The 26103-nt window shown below is 36.1% G+C and carries 23 protein-coding genes and 1 tRNA gene; 1 reads left to right on the forward strand and 23 read right to left on the reverse strand.

What is annotated here, in order from left to right:
* Window positions 1-416: 416 nt before the first annotated feature.
* From lysS to ABE048_RS12990, 15 genes are all read right to left on the reverse strand, one after another.
* Complete coding sequence (gene lysS / locus ABE048_RS12920) at window positions 417-1907, reverse strand: lysine--tRNA ligase (RefSeq protein WP_430311668.1); 1491 nt, start codon at window positions 1905-1907, stop codon at window positions 417-419.
* Between the two features lie 179 nt (window positions 1908-2086).
* On the reverse strand, window positions 2087-3115 hold the full coding sequence (gene dusB, locus ABE048_RS12925; protein WP_430311669.1) for a tRNA dihydrouridine synthase DusB: 1029 nt from the start codon (window positions 3113-3115) through the stop codon (window positions 2087-2089).
* Window positions 3116-3298: 183 nt separating this feature from the next.
* A complete protein-coding gene (gene folK, locus ABE048_RS12930; RefSeq protein WP_430311670.1) occupies window positions 3299-3820 on the reverse strand; it encodes a 2-amino-4-hydroxy-6-hydroxymethyldihydropteridine diphosphokinase in 522 nt (173 codons plus the stop codon).
* Complete coding sequence (gene folB / locus ABE048_RS12935) at window positions 3817-4185, reverse strand: dihydroneopterin aldolase (RefSeq protein ID WP_430311671.1); 369 nt, start codon at window positions 4183-4185, stop codon at window positions 3817-3819. The genes folK and folB overlap by 4 nt, the downstream gene beginning before the upstream one ends.
* An 84-nt stretch (window positions 4186-4269) precedes the next feature.
* On the reverse strand, window positions 4270-5097 hold the full coding sequence (gene folP, locus ABE048_RS12940; RefSeq protein WP_430311672.1) for a dihydropteroate synthase: 828 nt from the start codon (window positions 5095-5097) through the stop codon (window positions 4270-4272).
* Between the two features lie 4 nt (window positions 5098-5101).
* Window positions 5102-5941, reverse strand: a complete 840-nt coding sequence (pabC, locus tag ABE048_RS12945) for an aminodeoxychorismate lyase (protein ID WP_430311673.1) — start codon at window positions 5939-5941, stop codon at window positions 5102-5104.
* Window positions 5938-6522 carry an aminodeoxychorismate/anthranilate synthase component II gene (pabA, locus tag ABE048_RS12950; protein ID WP_430311674.1) on the reverse strand — a complete coding sequence of 195 codons (585 nt, stop codon included), beginning with the start codon at window positions 6520-6522 and terminating at the stop codon, window positions 5938-5940. Before pabA ends, pabC begins: the two co-directional genes overlap by 4 nt.
* Window positions 6519-7910 (reverse strand): anthranilate synthase component I family protein, encoded by a 1392-nt coding sequence (locus tag ABE048_RS12955; protein ID WP_430311720.1) that lies wholly within the window; start codon window positions 7908-7910, stop codon window positions 6519-6521. The genes pabA and ABE048_RS12955 overlap by 4 nt, the downstream gene beginning before the upstream one ends.
* Window positions 7911-8066: 156 nt before the next feature.
* Window positions 8067-8996 (reverse strand): cysteine synthase A, encoded by a 930-nt coding sequence (gene cysK, locus ABE048_RS12960; protein WP_430311675.1) that lies wholly within the window; start codon window positions 8994-8996, stop codon window positions 8067-8069.
* Between the two features lie 201 nt (window positions 8997-9197).
* Entirely contained in the window at window positions 9198-10088 is an 891-nt protein-coding gene (gene hslO, locus ABE048_RS12965; protein WP_430311676.1) for an Hsp33 family molecular chaperone HslO, read from the reverse strand.
* A 16-nt stretch (window positions 10089-10104) separates the two neighbouring features.
* Entirely contained in the window at window positions 10105-10869 is a 765-nt protein-coding gene (locus ABE048_RS12970; protein WP_430311677.1) for a type III pantothenate kinase, read from the reverse strand.
* Between the two features lie 111 nt (window positions 10870-10980).
* The gene (gene ftsH, locus ABE048_RS12975; protein ID WP_430311678.1) at window positions 10981-12999 is read right to left on the reverse strand and encodes an ATP-dependent zinc metalloprotease FtsH; all 2019 of its coding nucleotides are present in this window, start codon (window positions 12997-12999) and stop codon (window positions 10981-10983) included.
* Window positions 13000-13128: 129 nt separating this feature from the next.
* A complete protein-coding gene (gene hpt / locus ABE048_RS12980) occupies window positions 13129-13671 on the reverse strand; it encodes a hypoxanthine phosphoribosyltransferase (protein WP_430311679.1) in 543 nt (180 codons plus the stop codon).
* A gap of 30 nt (window positions 13672-13701) precedes the next feature.
* Complete coding sequence (gene tilS, locus ABE048_RS12985; protein WP_430311680.1) at window positions 13702-15114, reverse strand: tRNA lysidine(34) synthetase TilS; 1413 nt, start codon at window positions 15112-15114, stop codon at window positions 13702-13704.
* A 15-nt stretch (window positions 15115-15129) separates the two neighbouring features.
* Window positions 15130-17535, reverse strand: a complete 2406-nt coding sequence (locus tag ABE048_RS12990) for a SpoIIE family protein phosphatase (RefSeq protein WP_430311681.1) — start codon at window positions 17533-17535, stop codon at window positions 15130-15132.
* Window positions 17536-17718: 183 nt separating this feature from the next.
* Here ABE048_RS12990 and ABE048_RS12995 point away from each other — a divergent pair.
* Window positions 17719-17792: transfer RNA gene (locus ABE048_RS12995), tRNA-Met, on the forward strand.
* Between the two features lie 220 nt (window positions 17793-18012).
* Here ABE048_RS12995 and ABE048_RS13000 read toward each other — a convergent pair.
* The 8 genes from ABE048_RS13000 to ABE048_RS13035 form a co-directional block, all read right to left on the reverse strand.
* On the reverse strand, window positions 18013-18441 hold the full coding sequence (locus ABE048_RS13000; protein WP_430311682.1) for a S1 domain-containing RNA-binding protein: 429 nt from the start codon (window positions 18439-18441) through the stop codon (window positions 18013-18015).
* A gap of 123 nt (window positions 18442-18564) precedes the next feature.
* Window positions 18565-18981, reverse strand: coding sequence for an FtsB family cell division protein (locus ABE048_RS13005; RefSeq protein WP_430311683.1), 417 nt, complete (start codon window positions 18979-18981; stop codon window positions 18565-18567).
* Window positions 18982-19057: 76 nt separating this feature from the next.
* Window positions 19058-19516 carry a spore cortex biosynthesis protein YabQ gene (yabQ, locus tag ABE048_RS13010; RefSeq protein ID WP_430311684.1) on the reverse strand — a complete coding sequence of 153 codons (459 nt, stop codon included), beginning with the start codon at window positions 19514-19516 and terminating at the stop codon, window positions 19058-19060.
* Window positions 19513-19812, reverse strand: coding sequence for a sporulation protein YabP (yabP, locus tag ABE048_RS13015; RefSeq protein ID WP_102693370.1), 300 nt, complete (start codon window positions 19810-19812; stop codon window positions 19513-19515). The genes yabQ and yabP overlap by 4 nt, the downstream gene beginning before the upstream one ends.
* 747 nt (window positions 19813-20559) lie before the next feature.
* On the reverse strand, window positions 20560-22071 hold the full coding sequence (locus ABE048_RS13020) for a S41 family peptidase (protein WP_430311685.1): 1512 nt from the start codon (window positions 22069-22071) through the stop codon (window positions 20560-20562).
* Between the two features lie 166 nt (window positions 22072-22237).
* Window positions 22238-23533 (reverse strand): CitMHS family transporter, encoded by a 1296-nt coding sequence (locus ABE048_RS13025; RefSeq protein ID WP_430311686.1) that lies wholly within the window; start codon window positions 23531-23533, stop codon window positions 22238-22240.
* Between the two features lie 218 nt (window positions 23534-23751).
* A complete protein-coding gene (locus ABE048_RS13030; RefSeq protein ID WP_430311687.1) occupies window positions 23752-24435 on the reverse strand; it encodes a response regulator in 684 nt (227 codons plus the stop codon).
* Window positions 24425-26026, reverse strand: a complete 1602-nt coding sequence (locus tag ABE048_RS13035) for an ATP-binding protein (protein ID WP_430311688.1) — start codon at window positions 26024-26026, stop codon at window positions 24425-24427. The genes ABE048_RS13030 and ABE048_RS13035 overlap by 11 nt, the downstream gene beginning before the upstream one ends.
* Window positions 26027-26103: the final 77 nt, after the last annotated feature.

Here is a 26103-nt window from a genome sequence, read left to right on the forward strand (position 1 = left end):
TCAGTTTTCAAGGTTCATATATTCGCTCGTTAGCGACTCACTTATTATATCACATTGACTTATTTCTGTCAAGAGTTTTTTTAAAAACTTTCAAACTCTTATAATTAAGTTATCACCGCTTATTAGCGACTTAAATATTGTATCAGCTTCATTTTTAAATGTCAACAACTTTTCAATTGTTTTTAAAGCTGATGTGCTAAATAAATTAGCAACTCAATTACTATATCACCATATCATTATTTACACAAGTGTTTTTTGTTAAAAAATTAAAATTAATAGTAAATCACTTGTGATTCATTTTTTACAGCTTGTCTACTATTGTATATAATTCTGCATTATTTTACAAACAAAATAATTAAACAACAAGAAACGACGTTCTCAGAGTTCTGAGAACGTCGTATTAGCCTGTCTATAATTTAGCCACGTGTACGCATTAATGGGAATAATAACACATCGCGAATAGATTGAGAGTTTGTTAAAAGCATGATCATACGGTCAATACCAATACCTAAACCACCTGTAGGGGCCATACCATATTCTAATGCTTCTATGAAATCTTCATCCATTTCCTGTGCTTCATCATTACCTTGTTCTTTTTCAATCATTTGTGCTTCAAAACGTTCACGTTGGTCAATCGGATCATTTAGTTCTGTAAACGCATTTGCATGTTCACGACGTACGATGAATAATTCAAAGCGGTCTGTGAAACGTGGATCTTCTGGATTTTTCTTTGCAAGTGGAGATATTTCCACTGGATGACCATAAACGAATGTAGGTTGTACTAATGTTTCTTCTACTTTTTGTTCGAAGAATTCATTGATAATGTGTCCTACTTCCATTGTATCCTTAATTTCAATATGGTGTTCACGAGCTAATGCTTGTGCTTCTTCTTTCGTCATTTCTTTCCAGAAGTCTACACCAGTTGCTTCTTTAACTGCATCTACCATGTGTAGACGTTTCCATCCTTTTGAAAGATCGATTGCGTCTTCACCATACTGAACTTGAGTTTTACCAAGTACTTCTTGAGCCACATGAACAAATAAATCTTCAGTAAGATCCATGATGTCATGGAAGTCAGCGTATGCTTCGTATAGTTCAAGTAATGTAAATTCAGGGTTATGACGTGTAGATACTCCTTCATTACGGAATACACGGCCGATTTCGTATACTTTTTCCAGTCCGCCGACGATTAGACGTTTTAAGTATAGTTCAATTGCAATACGCATATACATAGTTGCATCTAATGCATTATGATGTGTAACGAATGGACGAGCTGCTGCACCACCAGCAATTGAATTTAGCATCGGTGTTTCAACTTCTAAGAAGCCTTTGCTATCCAAGAAAGTACGAATTGAACGGATGATTTGGCTACGTATGATGAAAGTTTGTTTACTATCATCATTTGTAATCAAGTCAAGATAGCGTTGACGATAACGTTGTTCAACGTCTTGTAAACCATGGAACTTTTCAGGTAGTGGACGTAATGACTTAGATAGGAAAGTGAATTCTAAAGCTTTAACAGTTAATTCACCAACATGAGTTTTGAAGATTGTACCTTTAATACCTACGATATCACCAAGATCAGCGTGTTTGAAAATATCATAAGCCTCTTCACCGATTGCATCTTTACGTACATAAATTTGAATTTGACCACCAAGGTCTAGAATGTTAGCAAATCCAACTTTACCTTTACTACGTTTTGTCATAATACGGCCTGCAATAACCACTTGTTCTAGGTTTTCATTTTCATCTAATTCTTCTTTTGATACATCCGCATATTGATCTTTTAATTCGTTTGATAAATGTGTGCGTTCAAAGCGTTGACCGAATGGGTCTAAACCTTTTTCTTTTATAGAATCCATTTTTTGGCGTCTCACCAAAAGTTGGTCATTTAATTCTTCTGCCACGATTTTCACTCCTTATAATTGTTCCGCTAAGCAGTCCATAATGTATTTATTGTACACAATTTTCAGTAACGATTCACGTCTTTCTACTCATTTTCCCCTTTAAGTCTAACATTATATGTGACAAAGAGGGAAAAAGTCGCCACTGTTTTAGGGCGACTTTTGGTTTCCAGAAAGCTCTTTTAGCCAATTTGAATAGATTGAGAGCTTGAGTCACATTCTTCTATTTCATTGACAAGTTCATTTAAAATAGTACGTAATTCTAATGCTGTTTCAGCTTGGTTAATACTGTTACGAGCCTTACCATTGCCACGAACACCTTTTAAGTACCAAGAAGCATGTTTGCGCATTTCACGTACGGCAATGTTTTCTCCTTTAAGCTTCATTAAACGATCAAAGTGTAGTAAGCAAACATCAATTTTTTCTCGGATTGGTGGTTCTGGCATCAACTTACCTGATTTTAAGTATTCAACTGTACGATAAATCATCCAAGGATCGCCTAATGCAGCCCGCCCAATCATAACGCCATCAGCACCTGTATAGTCAAGTAAACGTTTTGCATCTTCTGGTGTTTCAACGTCACCATTTCCGATAAACGGAATGTTAATATTCTCTTTTACTTCTTTTAGAATATCCCAATTTGCTTTTCCTTCGTACATTTGAAGACGAGTTCGGCCGTGCATCGCAATAGCAGATGCACCTGCACGTTCTGCAGCTTGTGCATTTTTAACGGCATAGACATGCTCATCATCCCAACCAATACGCATTTTACAGCTAACTGGTTTATCTACAGCGTCTACTACTGCAGAAACGATTTCATAGATTTTGTTAGGATCTAAAAGCCATTTTGCGCCTGCTTCACATTTAATAATTTTATTGACAGGGCAGCCCATATTTATATCGATAATATCTGCTGTTGTATATTTGTCTACATATTGGGCTGCTTCGACTAATGTTTCTTTGTCACCACCGAAGATTTGAAGTGAAAGTGGGTTTTCACGTTCATCAATATAAAGCATATTCATTGTTTTGCTATTACGATGAACAATGCCTTTATCAGAGATCATCTCTGCATATACTAAACCAGCTCCGAATTCTTTTACAGTTAGACGGAATGCTGAGTTACAAACTCCAGCCATTGGCGCAAGTACTACGCGGTTATCCATGACGATATCGCCAATTTTAAACGGTTTTTCTTGTGTTGCAGTCACTGATTTGCCTCCTTTAACTGGTGAATTTTAAGCTTCACCTTTTAATACATCTTTATTTATATTAAGAATTGTTGCTATTATTTGTAGCTTTGCGTCAGTTAACCTGGCGCTTTTCCCATTCGATTTCCAAAAAATCGATAGTGGTATATCTGTTCTTAAGCGAAATCGGCATCTTAATTCTTTTTAACTTTCTGAATGCACGAATTCTGAAACCCCAGCGACTACTTTCCAAAGTCTAACACCTTCTCCTCCAACCTGTTCAAGCATTGTTTGCAACGCCTCTTCAGTTAGAGGGAACTTAAGCTCTGGAGCAATTTCTACTAAAGGTACGAGAACAAATGCACGTTCATGCATACGAGCATGAGGTACGATTAATGCCTCTGTTTCAATATTGTCGTGATTATAGAGTAAAATGTCAAGGTCTATCGTTCGTGGACCCCACCGAATGATACGTACCCTTTTTAATTCACTCTCTACTTCTTGGCATACTTCAAGTATTTCTTGAGCTGATAATGAAGTATGCACCAGAATAACCATGTTCAAAAAAACTTCTTGATCTAAAAATCCAACTGGATCTGTTTCATAGATAGAAGAAAGCTTAACCACTTTAATTCCCTTATGTTGTTGCAACAATTGTACAGCATGGCGTAAGATCTCTTCTTTATCTCCCATATTAGATCCTAACGAGATGTAGACTTCATTCATGCAAACCCCCCTCTGGTGATTTCAACAGATACTTCTTTGTAATGACCTTTAATTGGTGGATCTGGTTTAATAACTTCGACGCGAATTCCTTTCACAGCATCTGGATATGCCTTTCGTATTACCTTGGCAATTTTTTCTGCAACTGCTTCGATTAATTTATAAGGTTCCCCTTCTACAACTTCTTTGCAAAGATCATATACTTCAGCATAGCTAACTGTATTGTCTAATTCATCTGTTTCACCAGCATGCTGTAAGTCCGTCGCAATCGCTAATGTGACACGAAAGCGTTGGCCAAGTTTTGTTTCCTCTGGTAATACTCCGTGATAACCGTAGAATTCCATATCTTTAATGTGAATGTAATCCATCATGTCCTCCTAGCGATAGGCTTAATAGTATAAGATGATTAATGATTCAATTTCATAAAAAGAAACGAACAAACACGTTAACTTTTATTTCAATGCATCCATCATTTTCATCATTCTAGTAATAGATTTTACATCATGTACACGAACCATATGGCACCCTTTGTCAACTCCGTAACAACAAGTTGCTCCAGTACCTTCCATACGTTCATTTACAGGGAGATCGAGTATTGTTCCGATCATACGTTTACGAGATGTCGCTAGTAATACAGTATATCCCATATCTACAAGCTGAGGTAAAGCCTTCATCATTTCAATATTTTGCTCATGTGATTTTGCAAATCCGATACCAGGATCTAACCAAATGTATTCGTCTTTCACACCGGCTTTATGTGCAATATCGATACTCTTTTCTAAATCTGTTTTTGCATCTGCCCAGAAATCTTCACCATAGTCTTCATTTTTACGATTATGCATTAAAATGATAGGCACATTAAGTTCTGCTGCTACTTTTGCAATTTCAGGGTCATATTGCGCTCCCCAAATATCGTTAATAATATGCGCACCTGCTTCAATAGCAGCACGTGCCACCTCTGATTTAAATGTATCAACTGAGATTAATACATCCACCTCTGAGCGTATAGCTTTTATTGCAGGAATAATACGAGAAAGCTCTTCATCTGCAGAAACAGGTGTATGGCCTGGTCGAGTAGACTCACCGCCGATATCAATAATTTTCGCACCATCAGCAACCATTTCTTTTGCGTGATTCACCGCATTTTCAACAGAGCTATACTTACCACCATCCGAAAAAGAGTCTGGTGTAACATTTAAAATTCCCATAACAAATGTTTCATTCGCAAAATCTAATTTATGACCATCAATTGTTAGCACTTTATATTTATCAAGATTCATTCTTCTACCCCTCTTCGATTGACGCAATATACATTTTGTGTAAATTTCGATAGATTGCCCCTTTGTTTCCTAAGAAACATTTTTCTCCCAACCCTCGAATAGGAATTAACTCTTGAATAGATGTTGTTAAGAAGCATTCATCTGCACTCTCTAAATCTTGAGGTGTATATTGTCCTTCGTAAATATTAAAACCTGCTTCATTCGCCAGATTCATTACATGTTGGCGTGTAATACCTGGTAAAATACCTGTCGATAGAGAAGGTGTATATAATTCATTTTCTATTACCCAGAAAATATTCGAGGTAATACCCTCAGCCACACATCCTTCTGCATTGACAAAGAATCCCTCTAAATTTTTCAAGGAAGGTAATTCAAAACGAGCTCGTACATTATTTGCATAATGATGGGACTTATAGCGAATTTCTTGCTCTGGCGAATTACGTACTGTATTAAGCCAAACTGCATTCTTTTCTTGTCCTCTTGAAATTGGCTGCAATTCTTTACGAAAAATAATGACATTGGGGTTTGGATAATGTGTATTTGCCAATCCAATACCGCCTTCACCCGCAGAAATATTTAAGCGAAAATAGCCATCAGTATGCCCATTTCTATTATTTAATTCTATTATAACATTCCGTAATTCTTCGAAAGTGTAGGACATCGTAATTCGATATTCCTCTAAAGCTTTTTGGATTCGAGCACAATGCTCGTCCCATAGAAAAGGCTGATTAAGATATGTACGAAACGTCTCAAAAAAACCTAATCCATATAAGTAACCATGGTCAGTTGGAGAAACAGAAAGTTCTGTACTCTCAACAAACTTCCCATTCATCCAACAAATCATTGCACTCTCTCCTTACAATACGTATTAATAAAGTTTTTTAACAGCTTTTTACCATCTTGAGTCATGATGGATTCAGGGTGAAATTGTACACCTTCAACCGCTAATTCTTTATGACGGATCCCCATGATTTCCCCTTCTTCTGTCCAAGAGGTAATCTCAAGACAATCTGGAAGTGTATCTTTCTTAACGATTAATGAATGATATCTTGTTGCAACATATGGATTAGATAATCCTATATTAACTCCTTTATTGTCGTGGTGTATTGGCGATGTTTTACCATGCATTAAACTTTTAGCGCGAATAACCTTTCCTCCAAACACTTGCGCAATGGCTTGATGACCTAAACACACGCCCAAGATAGGAATTTTGCCTGCAAAATACTCAATGACCTCAAGGCTGATTCCCGCTTCATTCGGGCTACAAGGACCAGGTGACACGACAATTATTTCAGGTTTCAGATTTTCTATTTCTTCAATGGTAATTGCATCATTACGTTTTACAAGTAATTGCTCCCCTAGCTCCCCAAAATATTGAACTAAGTTATACGTAAAGGAATCATAATTATCGATCATTAAAATCATAGTCCTTTTACTCCTTCTGCCATTGTTTTAGCCTGCCATAATGCTTTTGCTTTATTGAGCGATTCCATGTACTCACGTTCAGGTACAGAATCAATTACAACTCCTGCCCCAGCTTGAATATAAGCTACTCCATTCTTGATAAAGGCAGTACGAATAACAATATTAAGCTCGATATCTCCATTAAATCCAATCCAACCAATCGAACCTGTATACAGTCCACGGCGAACGGGCTCTAATTCCTCAATTATTTCCATTGTGCGGATTTTCGGAGCCCCCGTAATAGTTCCTCCAGGGAAAACAGCACGAATTATATCGGTATTACTTTGCCCCTTAGCCACTTTACCACGTACATTGGACACGATATGCATAACATGTGAGTACTTTTCAATAACCATAAATTCATCAACATGGACTGTACCATATTCAGAGACACGCCCTAAGTCATTACGCTCAAGATCTACAAGCATGACATGTTCTGCACGCTCTTTTTCATGATTTATCAATTCGTTAGCAAGTGCTAAATCTTCAGCATCATTTTTACCACGTGGTCGCGTTCCTGCAATTGGACGAGTTGATAAATCTTCGCCGTATTTCTGAATTAATAACTCTGGCGACCCTGAAACAACAGAAAAATCTGGTGAAGCGATATACGCCATATAAGGAGAAGGGTTAAATTTGCGAAGTGCTTCGTACATCATTAATGGTTCTACATCAAGTTTTTTAGCCTGACGTACAGATAAGTTCACTTGGAATACATCACCTTGTGCAATATAATGTTGAATTTGCTCAACAGCACCTTTAAACTCTTCACTTGTCATGGAAACGATGCGAGAGTCATCGTTTTCTACTGCTTGAGCGGTTGTATCATCAAAATAACTTTTCGAACGCTCTATTTGCCAACTCTTTGCTAATTCCTCAACATCCACATCACTCGTTGATAATTTCATAACTGTCGCTATTTCATTTTCAACATCTAACACTGTCCAACAATCCACTATATAAAAATAAATATCCGGTACATAAAGATCATCTTTAGCAATATCAGGTAAGTCTTCAATTCGTCTTACATAATCGTATGTGATAAAACCAATCGCTCCTCCATAAAATGAATCACTTGGAGCATCTATTTTATATTGTAAAAGTAATTGTTCCACTAATTGGAGGGGCTCTCCAATATGTTGTTCCTTCTTCCCATCTCGCCAATTAATTTGCAAACCATTTTCCGTAGATTGTACAACTGCAAGTGGATTCCATGCAGCAATTGTTTTAGTTCCACCCCTCCCACTTTCTAAAAAAACATTATGTGTTTCGTTCTCTATTTTCTGTTTATAACTATCAAAAAAATTATCTTTCTGTATTGAAAAAGGCTTAGATTTAATAAGTTGAATTTTCAATTGAAAACCTCCGTGTTATCTATGTCTTTCTAAATCTGCTTTCAGTATAACAACACCTATGCATTTAACAAAATAATAATTTTCTCCATCACCTAATGAAAAAAGAGCACCCAAAGCTTTGGGCGCTCTTTTTGAAGTAAGTTATATCAATTAATCGTCGTAGCGATATAAAGGTGTACTGAAATAACGTTCGCCAGTATCAGGAAGAAGTGCTAATACGTTTTTACCTTTTCCAAGACGTTTTGCTGTTTCAATTGCTGCATACATTGCCGCACCAGCAGAAATACCAGCTAATACACCTTCCTCTCTTGCTACTTTACGAGCAGTTTCAAATGCATCTTCGCTTTCAACTGGGAAAACAGAAGTGTAAGCTTCTGTATTTAATACTTTTGGTACAAATCCAGCACCAATACCTTGAATTTTATGTGGACCTGGTTTTCCACCTGAAAGTACAGGAGAATCTTTTGGCTCTACAGCGATAATTTCAATTTCAGGGTATTTTTCTTTTAATACTTCACCAGTACCTGTAACTGTACCACCAGTACCAACACCTGAGATGAAAGCGTCTAAGTTTAATCCTTCAAACGCTTCGATAATTTCTGGGCCAGTAGTTAAACGGTGTACTTCAGCATTTGCAGGGTTTTCGAATTGTTGTGGTACAAACCAGCCATTTTCTTGTGCTAGTTCTTCTGCTTTAGCAATAGCACCTTTCATGCCGTCTGCACCTGGAGTTAAAACTAGTTCTGCACCATAAGCACGTAATAAATTACGACGTTCAACACTCATTGTATCAGGCATTACGATCACTGTTTTATACCCTTTTGCAGCTGCTACCATAGCAAGACCAATACCAGTGTTACCACTTGTAGGTTCAATAATTGTGCTACCTTGTTTTAATTTCCCTTCTTTTTCAGCCGCTTCAATCATCGCTGCTGCGATACGGTCTTTTACACTACTACCTGGATTAAAGTATTCAAGTTTCACATAAACATTCGCATCATTAGGACCAGTTATATTATTCAATTTCACGATTGGTGTTTTACCGATTAAATCCACTACTGAATTAACTAATTTACTCATGGTCTTTTACACTCCCAATCCCTAGTATTTTAATAGGTTTTATTAATTTGATTTTACAACTTTTAGAAATAGTTTGTCAATAAAAAACAGCTTACATTTTAAATTTGTGTAAGCTGTTTTACCTAATTGTATCAAAGTCCTCATAAATAATTGAGTACTAGATGCAACTCTTTTTAGTAGGTATGAATAATTTTGGTTAAATTAGTTCTTCTGTGCACGAATTTCTTCAATAATGCCTTCTAACTCTTCTTTAGAGTAAATATATTTCTCTTCGCAGAAGTGACAATGAGCTTCTGCCATACCCTCTTCATCAATCATATCTCGGATTTCTTTTTCACCAAGGCTAAGGATTGCTGCACCAAAGCGTTCTTTAGAACATGTGCATTGGAATTTAACAGGCATTGTATCTAAAATTTGAACATTCCCTTTACCAAGTACAGCTTCTAAAATTTCTTCTGGTGTATACCCTTTTTGAATCATTTTAGAGACGGGTTCAATAGTTGCTAAATGCTCTTCAATTTCAGTAATTGTTTCATCATCTACACCCGGTAATACTTGAATAACAAATCCACCTGCTGCAAGAATCGTGTTATCTGTGTTGACTAATACACCTAACCCAACAGATGATGGTACTTGTTCAGATTTCGCAAAGTAATAAGTGAAGTCTTCTGCGATTTCTCCAGATACAATAGGTACTTGTCCTGTAAAGTGATCACGCATACCAAGGTCTTTCACAACTGTCAATGATCCTTCAGTTCCAACCGCACGTCGAACATCTAATTTTCCTTGTGCATTTAAATCAAAGTGTACTTGTGGATGTGTTGCATAACCACGTACCTCACCTTTTGCGTTTGCACCTACAAGCATAGGACCGATCGGACCGTTTCCATCCACTTTAACAGTTATTGAATCATCACCTTTTAGCATGGCTCCCATCATAACAGAAGCTGTCATGGTACGCCCAAGTGCTGCAGAAGCTGTAGGCCATGTATTATGGCGACGTTGTGCTTCTCCTACAGTATCAGTTGTACAAACAGCAAATGCACGAACGCTACCATTAAATCCAAGTCCTCTTACTAAATAATCAGCCATTATTAGTCCTCTTTTCTTAAAAATTTCTTTTATAAATTAAATATAATCCTTTTAATGTTAAAAACGGATCAACAATATCAATTATTTTTGACTCTTTCGAAATCATATTTGCTAAACCGCCCGTTGCAACAACTAGCGGATCTTCTTTACTTTGTTCACGCATACGCTGTACAATTCCTTCTACCTGCCCGACATATCCATAAACGATACCCGATTGCATTGAAGACACTGTGTTTTTCCCAATAACACTTTGAGGTCTCGTAATTTCAACTCTTGGGAGTTTAGATGTCTTAGTGAAAAGTGCTTCCATAGAGATTGAAATACCTGGAGCAATTGCTCCACCCATATAATTGCTATTTTCATCGATATAGCAATACGTTGTTGCCGTACCAAAATCTACAACTATCAATGGTGATCCATATTCATGGATAGCCGCAACCGCGTTTACAATACGATCTGCTCCAACTTCTCTTGGGTTTTCACATTTTATATTTAGTCCTGTTTTAACTCCTGGTCCAACTACTACTGGATCAATTGAAAAGTATTTACGACACATATTTTCTAGTGAAAACAGGATTGGTGGTACCACTGAAGAAATAATAATACCACGTACATCCTCGAAAGATAAAGTTACATGCATAAACAGCATTTTAAGCTGCATAGCATACTCGTCTTCTGTTTTTAAAGGGTCCGTTTTTAGCCGCCAATGATGCTCAAGCTGATCAGCTTTATATACCCCTATTGAAATATTCGTATTTCCTACATCCATCACTAAAATCATGAAAATTATCCTCACTTATATGCAATTTCTCCATGAATCATAACATATATGCATGGATTTAAAAAAGCTGACCACCTTACACAATGCGAGGGGTCAGCTTTTGTTTTGCGATTATTTACGTTCTTCTTGAATACCGCCGTTGCGTTGTTCACCGTCAGAGTTTTTAGGTAAATCGCCAACTGTTGGATCCGTAGTACCCAATACATCTACTTTTGTTTCTTGAACAATTGTTGCGTCAGTAGATTCAGTCACTTCAACATCATTTTCTGCTTTATGATTCTTTTTTTCATAAGCACGTTCTGGAAGTTTACCGTATTTCTCTAAGTGTTCGATTTGTTCGGCATCTAAAGTTTCAACTTCAAGCAAAGTTGTAGCAATTAGATTTAGAAGATCGCGACGTTCTGTCAAAATTTTTCTTGTGCGTTCGTATTGTTCTTTAACCATGTGTTGCATTTCTTGGTCAATTTCATAAGCGATTCGATCTGAGTAATTTTGTTCAGAGTTCAAATCACGACCTAAGAATACATTGCCACCTTGGCTAGAGCCAAATTGTAATTGTCCAAGTTTATCACTCATACCGTATTCAGTTACCATTGAGCGAACAATACTTGTAACACGTTGGAAGTCATTATGAGCACCTGTTGAAACTTCACCAAAGACGATATCTTCAGCTACACGTCCACCAAGCAAACCTGATACTTTATCAAGAAGTTCAGGTTTTGTCATGAAGTAACGATCTTCTTTTGGAAGCATAACTGCGTAACCGCCAGCTTGACCACGAGGAACAATTGTTACTTTATGCACTTTTTCAGCTTCATCTAGTGTTAAACCAACCACTACGTGACCAGCTTCATGGAATGCAACGATATTACGTTCTTTTTCAGAAATGACACGGCTTGTTTTCGCAACACCTGCAATAACGCGGTCTGTTGCTTCATCAATATCGCCCATATCAATTTTCTTCTTATTTTCACGAGCTGCAACTAGCGCTGCTTCGTTTAATAAGTTTTCTAAATCTGCACCAGAGAATCCTGGAGTACGTTGAGCTATTGCCTTTAAATCTACTGTTTCATCTAATGGTTTTTTACGAGCATGTACTTTAAGTACGGCTTCACGGCCTTTTACATCTGGACGACCTACAGTAATTTGTCTGTCAAAACGACCTGGACGTAATAATGCAGGGTCTAATATATCCGGGCGGTTAGTAGCAGCGATGATAATAATACCTTCGTTTGCACCGAAACCATCCATTTCTACAAGTAATTGATTCAATGTTTGTTCGCGTTCATCATGACCGCCGCCTAAACCTGCACCACGTTGACGACCAACTGCATCGATTTCATCGATGAAGATGATACATGGAGCATTTTTCTTAGCGTTTTCGAATAAGTCACGTACACGAGAAGCACCAACACCGACGAACATTTCAACGAAATCAGAACCACTGATTGAGAAGAATGGTACGCCAGCTTCACCAGCTACTGCACGGGCCAATAAAGTTTTACCTGTACCAGGAGGTCCTACTAGTAGGATCCCTTTTGGAATTCGAGCACCGATTTCAGCAAATTTTGTATGGTCTTTTAAGAAGTCTACAACCTCTACAAGTTCTTGCTTTTCTTCATCGGCACCAGCTACATCTGTAAAACGAACTTTTTTCTTTTGATCATCATACAGTTTCGCTTTACTTTTACCAAAGCTCATCATACGATTACCGCCGCCTTGAGCCTGATTCAACAAGAAGAAGAACAGGATGAAGATGACGATGAATGGAATAATCCCCGTAAAGAATTGAATCCATCCACTCGTTTCTGGAGCTTTTAAGAAGTTGATTTTTGAATTACCTTTAGCTGCTGCAGTAATCTTATTCATCAACTCTTGATCATCGCGAGGTATATTCGTAACGAATGATTCGCCCTTTTTATACCCCTCCATCTTACCTTTTACGACATAAACTAACTGATCTGGTTGAATCTCCGCCTCAGTTATTTTGCCATTCTCTAATGCTGTAATGAACTCGTGATATTGTATCTCTTTCGTAGGTTGGTTCGCATTATTGAACGTCCCAAAGATTCCTATAATCACGAGGAAAATTAATAAATAAAATATGGTGTATCGAAATATTCGATTCATCCCCAGCCTCCTCACAAGATAAACAGAAAAACTATAGTAAATCTTAACATATGAACTTTTGGTCGTACAATGAAAAGCCTCTTATTCAAGATGTTTCCTTTTAAAAATGTCTAAATTCTAAATTCAACCTTAGAATGAGTAAACTGCTGGCTTTAAGACACCGATATATGGTAAGTTACGGTATTTTTCTGCGTAATCTAATCCATATCCTACTACAAATGCATCTGGAACTTCAAAACCTACATAATCAGCTTGTAGGTCTACTTTACGACCAGACGGTTTGTCTAATAGTGTAACAATTTTAATAGACTTCGCTTTACGATATTTAAATAGATCTACAAGGTAGCTTAAAGTTAAACCGCTATCAATAATATCTTCAATGATAATAATATCGCGACCTTCTACGCTTGTGTTTAAGTCTTTTACAATTTTCACTTCTCCTGATGAAACAGTTGCATTACCATAACTAGTTACATCCATAAAATCGATTTCAACGTATGAATCAATACGTTTCATCAAATCAGCCATAAATGGCATTGCACCTTTAAGTACACCTATTAATAATGGAAACTTATCTTGGTATTCTGCAGTTAGAGATTCCCCAAGCTCATTAATTTTGTTTTGTAACTCTTCCTCTGAAATTAATACTTTTTCGATGTCTTTCTGAAGCATCTTTAGTTCCTCCTTGGTCGTATATAAACACTACAAAGTTTGTTGATCCACGATAAATATCGTATCATCAGTCAATCGTTTGCTATTAGAAAAATAGCTACTTACACGGAGCCCTGGGACGGCAATAACCTCATTATCATTTGTAACAATAATTGGCCAGTCTTCTCTAAGCGCCAATGGAACTTTGTCGTCGATAAAAAGACGAGAAATTCGCTTTTGTACATTTGCACCAAGCAATTGTATTCTATCTCCATCCATTCTGCCACGAATATGTAGTGGTTGAGCAAAACTTGTTGCATTTACAAAATAGCTTTTAGCTTGAGATGTCGTATCTTTTGGAATATCCCCATCTACTCTTCCTATATAAACACGTAAATTATTCGGTAAATTCGTCCAATGTTCAAATTGCAATGTTGCAGACATTAGATTTGAAGAATTCACTTCTGTCTTTATAAGGATTAATTCATCATATTGACGAATCGCCTTAGCTCCTTTTGGTAAATCAATTGTTGCATTACCAGCTGTTGTTTGTGTGAGCTTTAGAATAGAATTCCAAAGGGTGTAACTTTGTACAATGAATGTATCTTTATAAAGATATTTTAATAGTAGTAGAATGATTCTTCTTTGTAAAGCTAGTGGTTTATTTTGCAATGCATTAATATTAATTTTCCATAAATCACGTTGTTTTTCAACTAATACATCCTGAAGAGCTTGCTCAGCTAATGATTGTAATAATTCCTCATCAGCTTGCACCTTTTCAGTATAATGCATAACTGCTTCTGCTACTTTGGGATTTTCATCTTTCAAAAGTGGAACAACATGATGTCTCATACGGTTACGAGTGTAGGAATCCTTTTTATTGCTAGAATCCTCTCTGTAGTCTTGTTTATAGGTTTGCAAATATTCTTGAATTTCCGCTCTTGTAATGGAAAGAAATGGTCGAATTAATTCGCCATTGGCTATCGGGCGGCGGCGTTTAATGCCTTGCATTCCAATATCATGTGAACCACGAATTAAAGCCATTAAAATGCTTTCAATTTGATCATCAGCATGATGTGCAACGACTAATTTTGTACTACTAGTTTCTAACATGACTTGTTCAAAATAGGCATAACGTTCTCTTCGACAAACAGCCTGCATATTACCATGTTCCGCTTCTAAAATAGCGGGTATCGGAATATCGGTTGCATACACCGGAATGTTACGCTCATTACAGAATGTCTCCACAAAGTGTCGATCTCCATCGGCATCTTTCCCTCGTAACATGTGATTTACATGCACAGCTGCGACAGAAACTCCTAATTGATTTTGCACCTGATGCAAATAATGCAGTAAAGCCATTGAATCAGCTCCAGCAGAACAAGCTACAAGTAGACGATCTCCCGCATGACACAACTCATATTGCTGTATATATTCATACACTTTTCTTTCGAGTTTTGTCATTTTCTCACCTCATCATTATTTTACCATTCTTTCCCGGGAAATTTCTCGTAAAGTAGGTTTAAATAATGACCAATCTACTTTTTTATGCTGAATTTCGACACATACAATCGTACAATCATCAATTGGCCGATCATCATTACGGAAAGAATTTAAGATTTGTGGACAAATCTCTTGTATAGGAAGACTTCTATTCTGTAGTAAACAATTACGTAGTAACTTCTCTTGTTGTTCCCAAGGCATATCCTCAAAAAACAAACCATCTGTACACATGAAAATAATATCGCCTGCCTTTAAACTTCTTTGTTCAGCCTCAACTGAAAATGATGTGAATAATCCGAACGGTTCACTTGCACTCTCTACTCGAGTTACTTCCCTACCTCTTACTAAATAAGTTGCCATACTTCCTGCCTTCCAAGACCATAGTTTACCATGTTGCAAATCAATTAAAGCAAAATCCATTGTTGCATACATTTCTTCTTGCTTTAGCGACATCACATAATGTAACGTATGCATCGCCGTTTCAGGAGACATTTGATGATTCAAACATTCCCGCATAAGACGAATGAGTTTCCTACTTTCTTTATGCGCTCGTTTATTATGTCCCATTCCATCTGATAACATGATTGCAGTTAATCCCGGATTAAGAGAAAATACAGCATGTGAATCCCCAGAATACATCGTATTATTTTTGGACATTGATAATACATCATATTGCATAGAATATCGAATAGCTGATTGAAATGTGATTTGCAAGTGTGCATATGGTTTGGTTTTCTTTATGGTTTGGTGAATTTCAAATGGCTCGTTGAAAACATCTTGTAGAGCAGGCAGTATCAATCTTTCAGCAACCATTTGATCCGTTTCCCATTGTGCTTTTTTATAAGGAATGCAGCATACTACTTTCCTATTACCTGGTTCATTCTTCAAAATATCAATTTGGAAAAAATCAATACCAATTTCTTTAAAGCGATTTGTTAACTGGTCTTCCTGTTGTTGAAAAGACACTGTATCATTCGTCATATCATTCATAACACTATCAATATGAGAAGACATATCTTTTAACTGTAACGCAATCATCTTCTTACCATGTTGGAACTGACCACTTAGTTGCTGCTTTGAAACAAATTCAGCCAAGGCATTTAAAAACAATGAAGAACGAACACATTTATAGCGGATTTTATCATCATATTGTAACTTAGAAGCATTATGTCCAACTGTTTCTGCCATTAACCATTGTTGCGCTAATGGTTCCATTTCTTTTTTATCAGCTCCCCAACATCTTTCAAATTGATAACAACTTTCACATGGTGAGAGCGGCTTTGCTTCTATATGATCTGTTGGTGGTTGTTCGGACACTCCAAAACGATCATTGACCAGTTCCTTCATAAAGATAACGAAATCATTAAAATTCGTTAATTTCATCGTCACCTTTTCTGTTAGCCAACGCTGTCTTTCCAACAGCACTTCTTCTTGATTTGGATATAATTGACGTTGCCAATACAATAGCCAGCTTTTAGGCATCGTAAGAAATAGAAGGGTTGCAACTCCCAATGCTATAAAATAGGTTTGATCAATTGGCAATGTAGCGTCATAAAGCACAAAAAATGCCGTTGCAATACAACTACCTAACACAATTCCAAAGCGCCCTAATTTTTTACAAACTCCAGCGCATAATCCAGTTAAAGCATAAACAGCTATCATTCCGCTAAAAGATAGATGAGATAAGCTAATGATTGTCCCCATTAAAACAGCAATCGCAGTAGATAACGTAACCCCTCCTACATATGCTGATCCTAATATAATGAACTGTAACGCAATATAAGTAGGTGACAATACATTCCAAACCACGTTATTTGTTGCAGTTAACATGGTCGCTAATATAATTAAACTTGCGCCCATTCTTTCTAGAGACCATGAAGCTGTCCATAAAGCTGGCATCGGTAAAAAGAGCTGCATTATAAATAAAGTCATAAAAATGGATAATATACTTTCATAACCAACATATAATAGAATCATCATCGGAGGTTCTCCGTGGTAAGAAATCATTTGCCATCCAATTTGCGTTAGAAAAACGGACGCTCCTACGAGAATAGCCATTGGCCATTTACGAATAAACGTTTTCATAAATAGACTTAAAAGAAGTAATTCAATTAAATGAATGGCCAATTCACCAATTCCTAAAGTGACACTTCCAACAACTCCTCCAATAAGGGCCCATACAAAATGATCTCGATGATTGATCAAGATAACGGCCATCATTGGTAAAAAGAATGGAACAATCGCTTCGAAAAGTACGGCTTTTGATAAGAAAAAAGCAGCGAAACATAATGCCACAGCAAAAATTATAGGATATTGTTGTCTCAAATTCACAGCTACTTTTGGGACTGATAGTTTATTTGGTTGTATGAATGCTTTTCTCATATGACAAAACCTCCATTAAACATTTCTGCTAGTATACCTGGAAAGTTGTGTAAATTTTGTCTGTTTGTGAAGGGGCATAACAAAAATCGTTCGACGATAAATAGCATAGACCATAATTTTTTAACAAAAATCGCTTGACACTTTATATCACCCTCTTGTATTATTTATTATGTTGTTCACAGAGGCGGCCTAGCTCAGCTGGCTAGAGCGTACGGTTCATACCCGTAAGGTCGGGGGTTCGATCCCCTCGGCCGCCATATTTTTTATTGTTATGAAGTAATCCAATATTTGGACACTCATAAAATGATTATTAAAAAGAAGCTCTCCTAATAGGGGAGCTTCTTTTTATTTGTCGATATTTTTGTAATAAGATAGAACCTAAAAAGAGGCCATTTTATAAGTGATTTTCTACACTTAATAAAATAGCCTCTCAAATATCAATAAAACACTTTTTCTACGATTAAAATAGCCAGCAAGTTATCCTCTTCTTGCGCCACGGCCACCACGTTTAGAATCTTGCGCGCGCTTTAATGTTGTAAGGCGATCTTCACTATCTTTTAGGAAGCGCGCCATTTTTTGTTCAAAGTTTTCTTTTGGTTGACGATTATCGCCACGATCATTTGAACGATGGTTGTTGCGCGAACGTTGAGGACGTTCTGGTCGTTCTGCTTGAGGTTTTGCTTTACGGATTGATAAACCAATTTTACCGTCAGCTTCGACGTTCATAACTTTTACTTCAACCATGTCTCCAACCTTTAAATGTTCATTAATATCTTTTACATAGTTGTCAGCGACTTCGCTAATATGAACAAGACCTGTTGAGCCATTTGGCAGCTCCACGAATGCTCCAAAATTTGTGATACCTGTTACTTTACCTTGTACCTTGCTGCCTACTTCAATTGACATAAAAAAAATGCTCCTCCTTAAATTTTAAGCGACTTATAAGTCTTATAATCAATTTGTAAAACTTGAATGATTCTTTGATTCATACCTTTAATTATAGCCAACAAAAAAAGAGTGTCAATAAGACTACTCTTTTGAATCTGTTTTTTTCTTATCTTTTTCGGAGGTTTTTGGAATTGAGAAAATAATTTCCCCATCCTCAGATAAGAATAAATCCTTACGTGCAAGCTTTGCGATATAGTCGTCATCATTTAATTTAGCAATTTGGATTTTCAAGTCTTCTTTTTTCTCTTTTTGTTTTGCTAAATCATGTTGAAGTTCGATTCTTTGGTGTTCCTTCTCTGCTAATGCATGCTTTTGTTTAACCAACATAAAGACAAGGGAACCTGCAATGAGTGTAAAGATTAACGCCATCATTGTTAGGCGGCGATATAAGCCAATTTTACGATTACGGCTTACCTTGTTTTTGTGAGTTTCAGTTTTTGTGTAATCTGTTGGTATTGGAGTTGTTTTTTTATATTGTTGTTTGGTTGCTAGTGGCATGCTGGTACCCTCCCTTGAGTGTATTAAGTGCGATTATTAATATTTACATAACAATCCTATTATACCTAACTTTTTCCTATTTTTTAAGAGTCAACTTTTTGACTTTTTTTGCTACAAATCGAAATGGATACGTAATAATTCTGAAAATAGTAAAAAACAGTCGAATGATTTGTCGGAAGAGACTCGCAATTAAATGGAAAATAAACCATATAGGCCGGATCACCAAAGTATCTACAAGTCGTCCAACAAACCGGAAAAACCTTTGGAAAAATAACTGGTAAAGGCAAAAACCTAACAATTGGGAGAGAAAGTCAACGAAATGCCATTCTCCATCTCTTGCAATCATTAATAATAGAAATGTGCCAATTCCTAATAGAATCCATGTAGATAACTCAAATATGATGTAGCCTTTTCGCCGTAAAGATTTCGGTGGCGCGTAATGACTTAATGTTCGTACCAAATCAATACAAGCTGCTCCTATAACACCACTGATAATGAGTGCTGTTATACTAAGGAATTGCTCAGAAACTGTCATCCAAATAATTTATGCAAGATACCACGGGATAGTCCACTTTCCTCTTCATCATACTGAAGGTTTTTCACTGTTCCTTCTAACGTGAGCAACCCTTTATCTACATCTAGATGTACAATTCTTAAATCTTCTCCACGAATTTGTAAATGCCCTTGAGAGGTGAGTACAAAAAACTCCTCTTGATCAAAGCGTTCAATTGATTTTACAGATGTAACATCCATTCTTTTACGATTTCGTACCGTAAGTAAATGATCTCCTGTTGGAATTGTATAAGTCGCATTATCCTGTTGAAATGTCATCTTCTATTCCCCTCCTTGTCCTGTCTATTAACTATATGCTTGGACATTCTAATATATGAAGATAAAGTAAAAATAAAAATAAACCACTATCAATTATTTTGATAGTGGCATTATTAATAGATATATTCTTTAACATAAACTAATAGAACATTTATTAGATTTTCGCTTCTGAAGTAGGCATAATAATTTTAAAGTCCTAAGTGGAATCAGCTAAGCTTTCCACAGGCTTGGCTTCAATCTATTCATCACTACGTTTTGGGTACTGAAAAAGTGTAGTAACGTAAATATTTATAGTATTAAACTGTTTTCTGCATGATGTGGAATTAGCTACGCTTTCCGCGGGCGAGCGTTGAGCCTCCTCGCTCACTTCGTTCCCTGCGGGGTCTCACCTGTCTCGCTTTCCCGCAGGAGTCTTCGCTAATTCCACATCAACAAAGATAGCTATACAAGATTTCTATTATAAAGTTTCATCTTTTTTTACTTTTTCAGTTCCCTACACTAAGTTCCTGTTGGGCTTTCAGCTCAAGCTTTTCCCGTAGGAGTCGCCGTCTTCCGCTCCATACAAAATTATATAACATTAAATGTTCGGGATTTTAAATGAATTTTGTATTATGAAATTGATTCATATATTAAAATGCTTTTGTCTGAAACAACCATCTATTTTGACTTTTTCATTAGCTTTCCTAATTTCTTTAACAAGAAAGAGCTGACCTTTTTAAGCCAGCTCTTCTCTATAACTACTGATACTTATTTGATTTCTGTTTTGACTATTTCCATCGCTTTTTTCAATTGCGGGTCGTCTTTTTTAATTTTCAAGCGAAGTTCTTCCATCAATGCATAAGTTGTATCACCTTTTAGTACTCCAGTTACTTTTAACTTATGGTCTTTTTCAAATTTTTCAACAGCTACTACTGTTGAAGCATCGTATAAACCATCTATTTTACCTGGGTTATATCCAACTGCTTTAAGCATTTTTTCAGCAGCTTTTACTTGGTCAGAAAGAGATCCTTCTTTTAGTGTCTTTTCTGGACTTATATATGGCAGTGAAGCATAACTTGGGTAATTTACTTTGTAATCAGGTTGAATTCCTTTTTCATGAATCCAGTTACCGTCCGGTGTTAACCATTTAGCAATTGTAAATTTAAGGTTTGATCCATCTGGAAGATTTTCAGCTGTTTGCATTGTACCTTTACCGAAAGATTTTTCACCAACTAGTTTTACATTTGCTGATTCACTTAATGCACCTGCTAAGATTTCTGAAGCTGAAGCACTACCTCCATCTATTAACACAGTAACGGGTACTTTTACTTTTCGTCCGCTTTTTGCATTGAAGACTTGTTTTTTACCATTTCGGTCTTCGAATTGTACAACTGGTTCACCTGTTTTAACGAATAAACTTGCTATATCTTCAACAGATTCAACTAATCCACCTGGATTTTGGCGTACATCTAAAACAAGACCTTTCATACCTTTAGCTTCCATTTCATCTAAAGCACTTAATAATTCTTTATAGGTATTATCTGAGAAGCTAGTAATTTGAATATGGGCAATTTTATCCTTTTCCATTGTTGCATAGACAGTTTCCACTGGAATATCATCACGTGTAAGTTTCATAGTGATTAGTTTACCTGCACCACCACGTTGGATGTCTAATGTTACATCGGAACCCTTTTTACCGCGAATTAACATAACTGCTTCTGATGCTGTCATGCCATCAATGCTTTTGCCATCTACTTTTTTAATAATATCATTTGTTTTGATACCCGCTTTTTCTGCAGGTGAGTTTTTAATCGGTGACACAACAACAATGTGACCGTCTTTTTCTTGAATCTCCGCCCCAATTCCTTGGAAACTAGAAGAGATACTTTCATTAAATTGAGTTGCTTCTTTTTTATTCATGTAATCTGAATATGGATCACCTAATGCACTAATCATGCCATCTACTGCACCGTTGACTAATGCATCTGTATCAATTTCTTTGTAATAGCCTTTTGATATCTCATCATAAGCATTAAATACTTTTTGGAATTCGCTATGAGTAGGTGTGCGAACTTCTACTACTTTTTCTTCTCCAAAAGTTAAAGCAAAGATTGTGACACCTGAAGTTGCGAGAATTAAAACAATAATCATCATGATAAAAGCGAAAGGTTTCATACGTATGTATTTACCCGCAGGTTTTATTTCTTGCACGGGTTCTCCTTGTTGCTCTTTTTGTGGTTCATTGTTTTGTTCTGGATCCACTTTTGTTTTATCATCCATCTTGTTCACCACTTTCAATCTAACAGTGTTCAAACACTACTTATACCATAATATCAGGAATTATGCTCTACGAAAAGAAAAAGACTGCCAAATTCTTGACAGTCTTTAAAAAAATTATATTTTACCTTATATACAGGTGTTCTATATATCTACTAAAAACGATTACTTACACTGGAATAATCCCTAAAAGAACGGCTACTAAAATCATAACAATGGTTGTCCCACAAGCCCATTTTAAGAAGTTACGATGTAATGCACCGAAATCTTCGCCAACCATCCCTACTAATAGATAAGTAGAAGGGACTAGTGGACTTAGTAGATGGACAGGTAACCCTAAAAGAGAAGCTCTACCTATTAAGGAAGGATCAATACCATAAGCTGCTCCAGCCTTAGCTAATAATGGAAGAACACCATAGTAGAATGCATCATTAGACATAAAGAATGTAAGTGGTGCACTGATTATTGCTGTAATTACTGCAAAATGTGAGCCCATTGAATCTGGAATGTATTTAATCATAGAATTCGCCATGGCATCAACCATATGAGTACCTGATAAAATCCCTGTAAAAATACCTGCTGCAAATACCATAGATACAACAGATAGTGCATTATCAGCATAATTAGCTACTCGTTCTTTTTGATCGCTAACTTTTGGATAATTAACTATTAGAGCAATTGCAAACCCAACCATAAATAAGACAACGGCAGGTAGTAATTCTGTAATTAAAGCTACTAGTAAAGCAATTGTTAGCAAATAGTTAAAGATAATTAATTTTGGTCTTTTTTGTTCTTCATTTTCTACTGTTGTTGCCGCATGCTGAGGTACGGTTTGGAAATTGATTTCAACAATACCAACTCTTTTTCTCTCCTTTTTCCCCATAACATAAGCCATGAATAGAACAAAAAGGACTCCACCAATCATTGTAGGAATTACTGGTGTAAATACATCAGACATTTCTAAATGTAAAGCAGTCATTACACGAGCTGTAGGCCCTCCCCAAGGCAATAGGTTCATTACACCAGAAGCCGATACAGCAATACCTGCTAATGTGATTGGTCTCATTCCAAGCCTTTTATAAAGAGGAAGCATCGCAGAAATAGTAATCATATAAGTTGTAGTTCCATCACCATCTAACGAAATAAGAAGTGCTAATATAGCAGTTCCAATCGTGATTTTCACTGGGTCCCCTTTTACAACTCTAAGAATTGTATTAATAATTGGATCAAATACACCTGCGTCAATTAAAACTCCAAAAAACAAAATGGCAAATAAGATCATAATCCCCGTAGGAGCAACACTTTTAATCCCCTCTAATGCCATATCCCCCATACCGTTACCAAAGCCACCTAATATAGCAAAAATAGAAGGCACAATAATTAATGCAAGCATAGCTGAAAGTCGCCCAGACATAATTAAAAACATAAATACTAAAATCATTAAGAAACCTAATAACGCCAACATTTCAAACACCCCTTAACTATTAATTTAGTTACATTGTAAAACAAGAGGATTGATTTGTAAGCGATTACAAAATATTGTCTTTTTAAAAAATAAAGAATATTTTGTTCATATTGTTCACGACAATTTTCAATGTTGAGATAAGAATTTTTGGTGACTTTCCTGCAACTCAAAAAGACGAAATTGCATTATAACAATTTCGTCCTTATCAATTTCAATTATTAAATTTTACAATATCTACGTTCCGGTCTACCTACTGCTCCATATACGACTTCTGCTTTACACGATTTAGTGGAGGCCAAATATTCAAGATAACGTCTTGCTGTTGTTCTGGAGGCACCAATCACAACACCAACATCTTCTGCAGATAGACTTGAAGTGCTATTCTCTATCACATTCCTTACCTTGACTAATGTAATTTCATCAATCCCTTTAGGTAAGGATGATTCTTTATTTTCATCAGTTGAGGCTGGTGATTTTTTGTAAATTAAATCTACAAAATCTTGATTTACTTCATCTCTTGTTTGCATAAGCTGATGTTTGTTAACATATTCCTCAATGGTTTGGTTGAAACGATCTAATTTTACAGGTTTAATGAGAAAATTCTCTACTCCATAATGAAGTGCCTTTTCAAACAATTCTTTATCAGTCGCAGCTGTAACCATAATAATATCGGTTTGAGGAAATTGTTGTCTGATGATTGGCAGTAAATCTGTTCCAAGTTGGTCAGGCATATACACATCTAAAAGAAGTAAATCTGCTTGTTGTTGTTCAAGAAGTTGAATTACTTCTTTTCCATTTAATGCTTTACCAATCACATCAATTTCTTTAAAGCTTTCTAAAAACTTTTTATGAATTTCCGCTACACGAAAGTCATCTTCAGCGATTACTGTTTTAATTTTCATCTGATCCTACCCCCAGTAAATCTTTTGGAAGATACACTGTAAAGACGGTGTTTTCTATCCCATTTTGTACTTCGATAATGCCCCCCAATTCTTTAACTGCCTTGTCGGCATTGGAAAGCCCGAACCCCCTAGGAGACTCCCCTTCTTTTGATGAAAAGCCCATTTGGAATATGGAAGATACATCTTCATCTGAAATTCCTTTTCCATTATCACTTACCTCAAAAATAATATCCTCCCCTATGTCAGTTGCAAAGAACTTGATGGTAGGATTTTTTACGTTAACAACTGCATCAAATGCATTATCAATAATATTGCCGAGTATAAGCGTTAACTGTGATAATAAAATATGATCCGGAAGTTTCTCTAAGTAACTTTGTGAATCAATTTCTAACATAATCTTTTTCTCTGAGGCTACTCCAATTTTTCCTAATAGAATCACTTGAATTTTCGTATCTTTTATTTGTTCAAATACGATTTGATTTTGAAATTGTAGTTCAGAGGTTTCATTTTGAATCATTTCAATTGCATCATCATATTCACCTAACTGCAATAAACCTGAAAGTACATATAATTTATTTGTAAATTCATGGGTTTGAGCTCTTAACTCTTCTGAATAAGTTTTCATTTCAGATAATGTGTTCATCATTTGCTCAATCTCAGTTTTTTCGCGGAATGATGCAACAACACCGCTTACACTATCTTTATCAAGTATAGGTGTACAACTGACAATCATGATTTTCTGTTTCCAAGACAGCTCGATATCTATTTTGGATTCTCCTGATTTCAACACACTATACAACTGACTTGAAGGAAAAAATCCATCAATCATTAGATTCCGAACACTACCTTTTACACCTAATAATTTTTTTGCACGTTGATTCATCGAAGTAATTTTACCATTTTGGTCTATGGACAAAATACCTTCTTGGACAGAATGTAAAACAGCATTTTTTTCTTTATATAAATGAGCAATCTCATGTGGCTCTAACCCTAACATTTCTTTTCGAATACTTCTAGCAAGCAAATAGCTTCCTATAATTGAAATAAGCAAGGCTAAAAGTGAGATAAAAAGCTCTTTAGAAATATCATTAAATATTTGTTTTTCAATATCCTGTACCATATACCCAACAGAAACAACGCCAATGATTTCTCCATTCTTATTCAATATAGGCGATTTACCTCTCATGGAAAGACCAAGGGAACCTCTAGCTTCAGAAATATAAGATTGCCCTTTTTGAATTGCCCTCTCGTTATCTCCACCGACCATTCGTTTCCCTATTTTATCTGGATCAGGGTGAGAATATCGGATACCCTCTTTATTTCCAACAACAATAAATTCTGCACCTGTCTTTTTTCGAATTTGCTCTGTTATCGGTTGAATGATTTTAGCCGGTTGCTCCGAATCAAATGCATTTATGATTGATGGCATGACAGAAATCGTTTTCGAAAGTTCTAAAGCTAAACGTCCTCTATCTTCAATTATTTGTTTTCCTTCCATATATGTATAGTAAGTTGTTAATAGGATAATCAGAATGAAGCTTAGTGAAAAAGTTAAACCTAGAATCTTTGTTTGCAGTGAAAATTTCCTCATTCATCGTCTTCCTTTATATTTTAATTATAAAAATATTTTATCATTTTAAAGTAAATTTACTAGAACAATAAAATAGG

Source organism: Rummeliibacillus pycnus, from assembly GCF_050459865.1.
Classification (GTDB): Bacteria; Bacillota; Bacilli; order Bacillales_A; family Planococcaceae; genus Rummeliibacillus; species Rummeliibacillus pycnus_B.

Coding starts and splice junctions, on each gene's coding strand:
- folK (WP_430311670.1), bottom strand. CDS start 3,820: ATGAATGAAGTCTACATCTCGTTAGGATCTAATATGGGAGATAAAGAA.
- folB (WP_430311671.1), bottom strand. CDS start 4,185: ATGGATTACATTCACATTAAAGATATGGAATTCTACGGTTATCACGGA.
- folP (WP_430311672.1), bottom strand. CDS start 5,097: ATGAATCTTGATAAATATAAAGTGCTAACAATTGATGGTCATAAATTA.
- pabC (WP_430311673.1), bottom strand. CDS start 5,941: ATGATTTGTTGGATGAATGGGAAGTTTGTTGAGAGTACAGAACTTTCT.
- pabA (WP_430311674.1), bottom strand. CDS start 6,522: ATGATTTTAATGATCGATAATTATGATTCCTTTACGTATAACTTAGTT.
- cysK (WP_430311675.1), bottom strand. CDS start 8,996: ATGAGTAAATTAGTTAATTCAGTAGTGGATTTAATCGGTAAAACACCA.
- hslO (WP_430311676.1), bottom strand. CDS start 10,088: ATGGCTGATTATTTAGTAAGAGGACTTGGATTTAATGGTAGCGTTCGT.
- ABE048_RS12970 (WP_430311677.1), bottom strand. CDS start 10,869: ATGATTTTAGTGATGGATGTAGGAAATACGAATATTTCAATAGGGGTA.
- ftsH (WP_430311678.1), bottom strand. CDS start 12,999: ATGAATCGAATATTTCGATACACCATATTTTATTTATTAATTTTCCTC.
- hpt (WP_430311679.1), bottom strand. CDS start 13,671: ATGCTTCAGAAAGACATCGAAAAAGTATTAATTTCAGAGGAAGAGTTA.
- tilS (WP_430311680.1), bottom strand. CDS start 15,114: ATGACAAAACTCGAAAGAAAAGTGTATGAATATATACAGCAATATGAG.
- ABE048_RS12990 (WP_430311681.1), bottom strand. CDS start 17,535: ATGAGAAAAGCATTCATACAACCAAATAAACTATCAGTCCCAAAAGTA.
- ABE048_RS13000 (WP_430311682.1), bottom strand. CDS start 18,441: ATGTCAATTGAAGTAGGCAGCAAGGTACAAGGTAAAGTAACAGGTATC.
- ABE048_RS13005 (WP_430311683.1), bottom strand. CDS start 18,981: ATGCCACTAGCAACCAAACAACAATATAAAAAAACAACTCCAATACCA.
- yabQ (WP_430311684.1), bottom strand. CDS start 19,516: ATGACAGTTTCTGAGCAATTCCTTAGTATAACAGCACTCATTATCAGT.
- yabP (WP_102693370.1), bottom strand. CDS start 19,812: ATGACATTTCAACAGGATAATGCGACTTATACAATTCCAACAGGAGAT.
- ABE048_RS13020 (WP_430311685.1), bottom strand. CDS start 22,071: ATGGATGATAAAACAAAAGTGGATCCAGAACAAAACAATGAACCACAA.
- ABE048_RS13025 (WP_430311686.1), bottom strand. CDS start 23,533: ATGTTGGCGTTATTAGGTTTCTTAATGATTTTAGTATTTATGTTTTTA.
- ABE048_RS13030 (WP_430311687.1), bottom strand. CDS start 24,435: ATGAAAATTAAAACAGTAATCGCTGAAGATGACTTTCGTGTAGCGGAA.
- ABE048_RS13035 (WP_430311688.1), bottom strand. CDS start 26,026: ATGAGGAAATTTTCACTGCAAACAAAGATTCTAGGTTTAACTTTTTCA.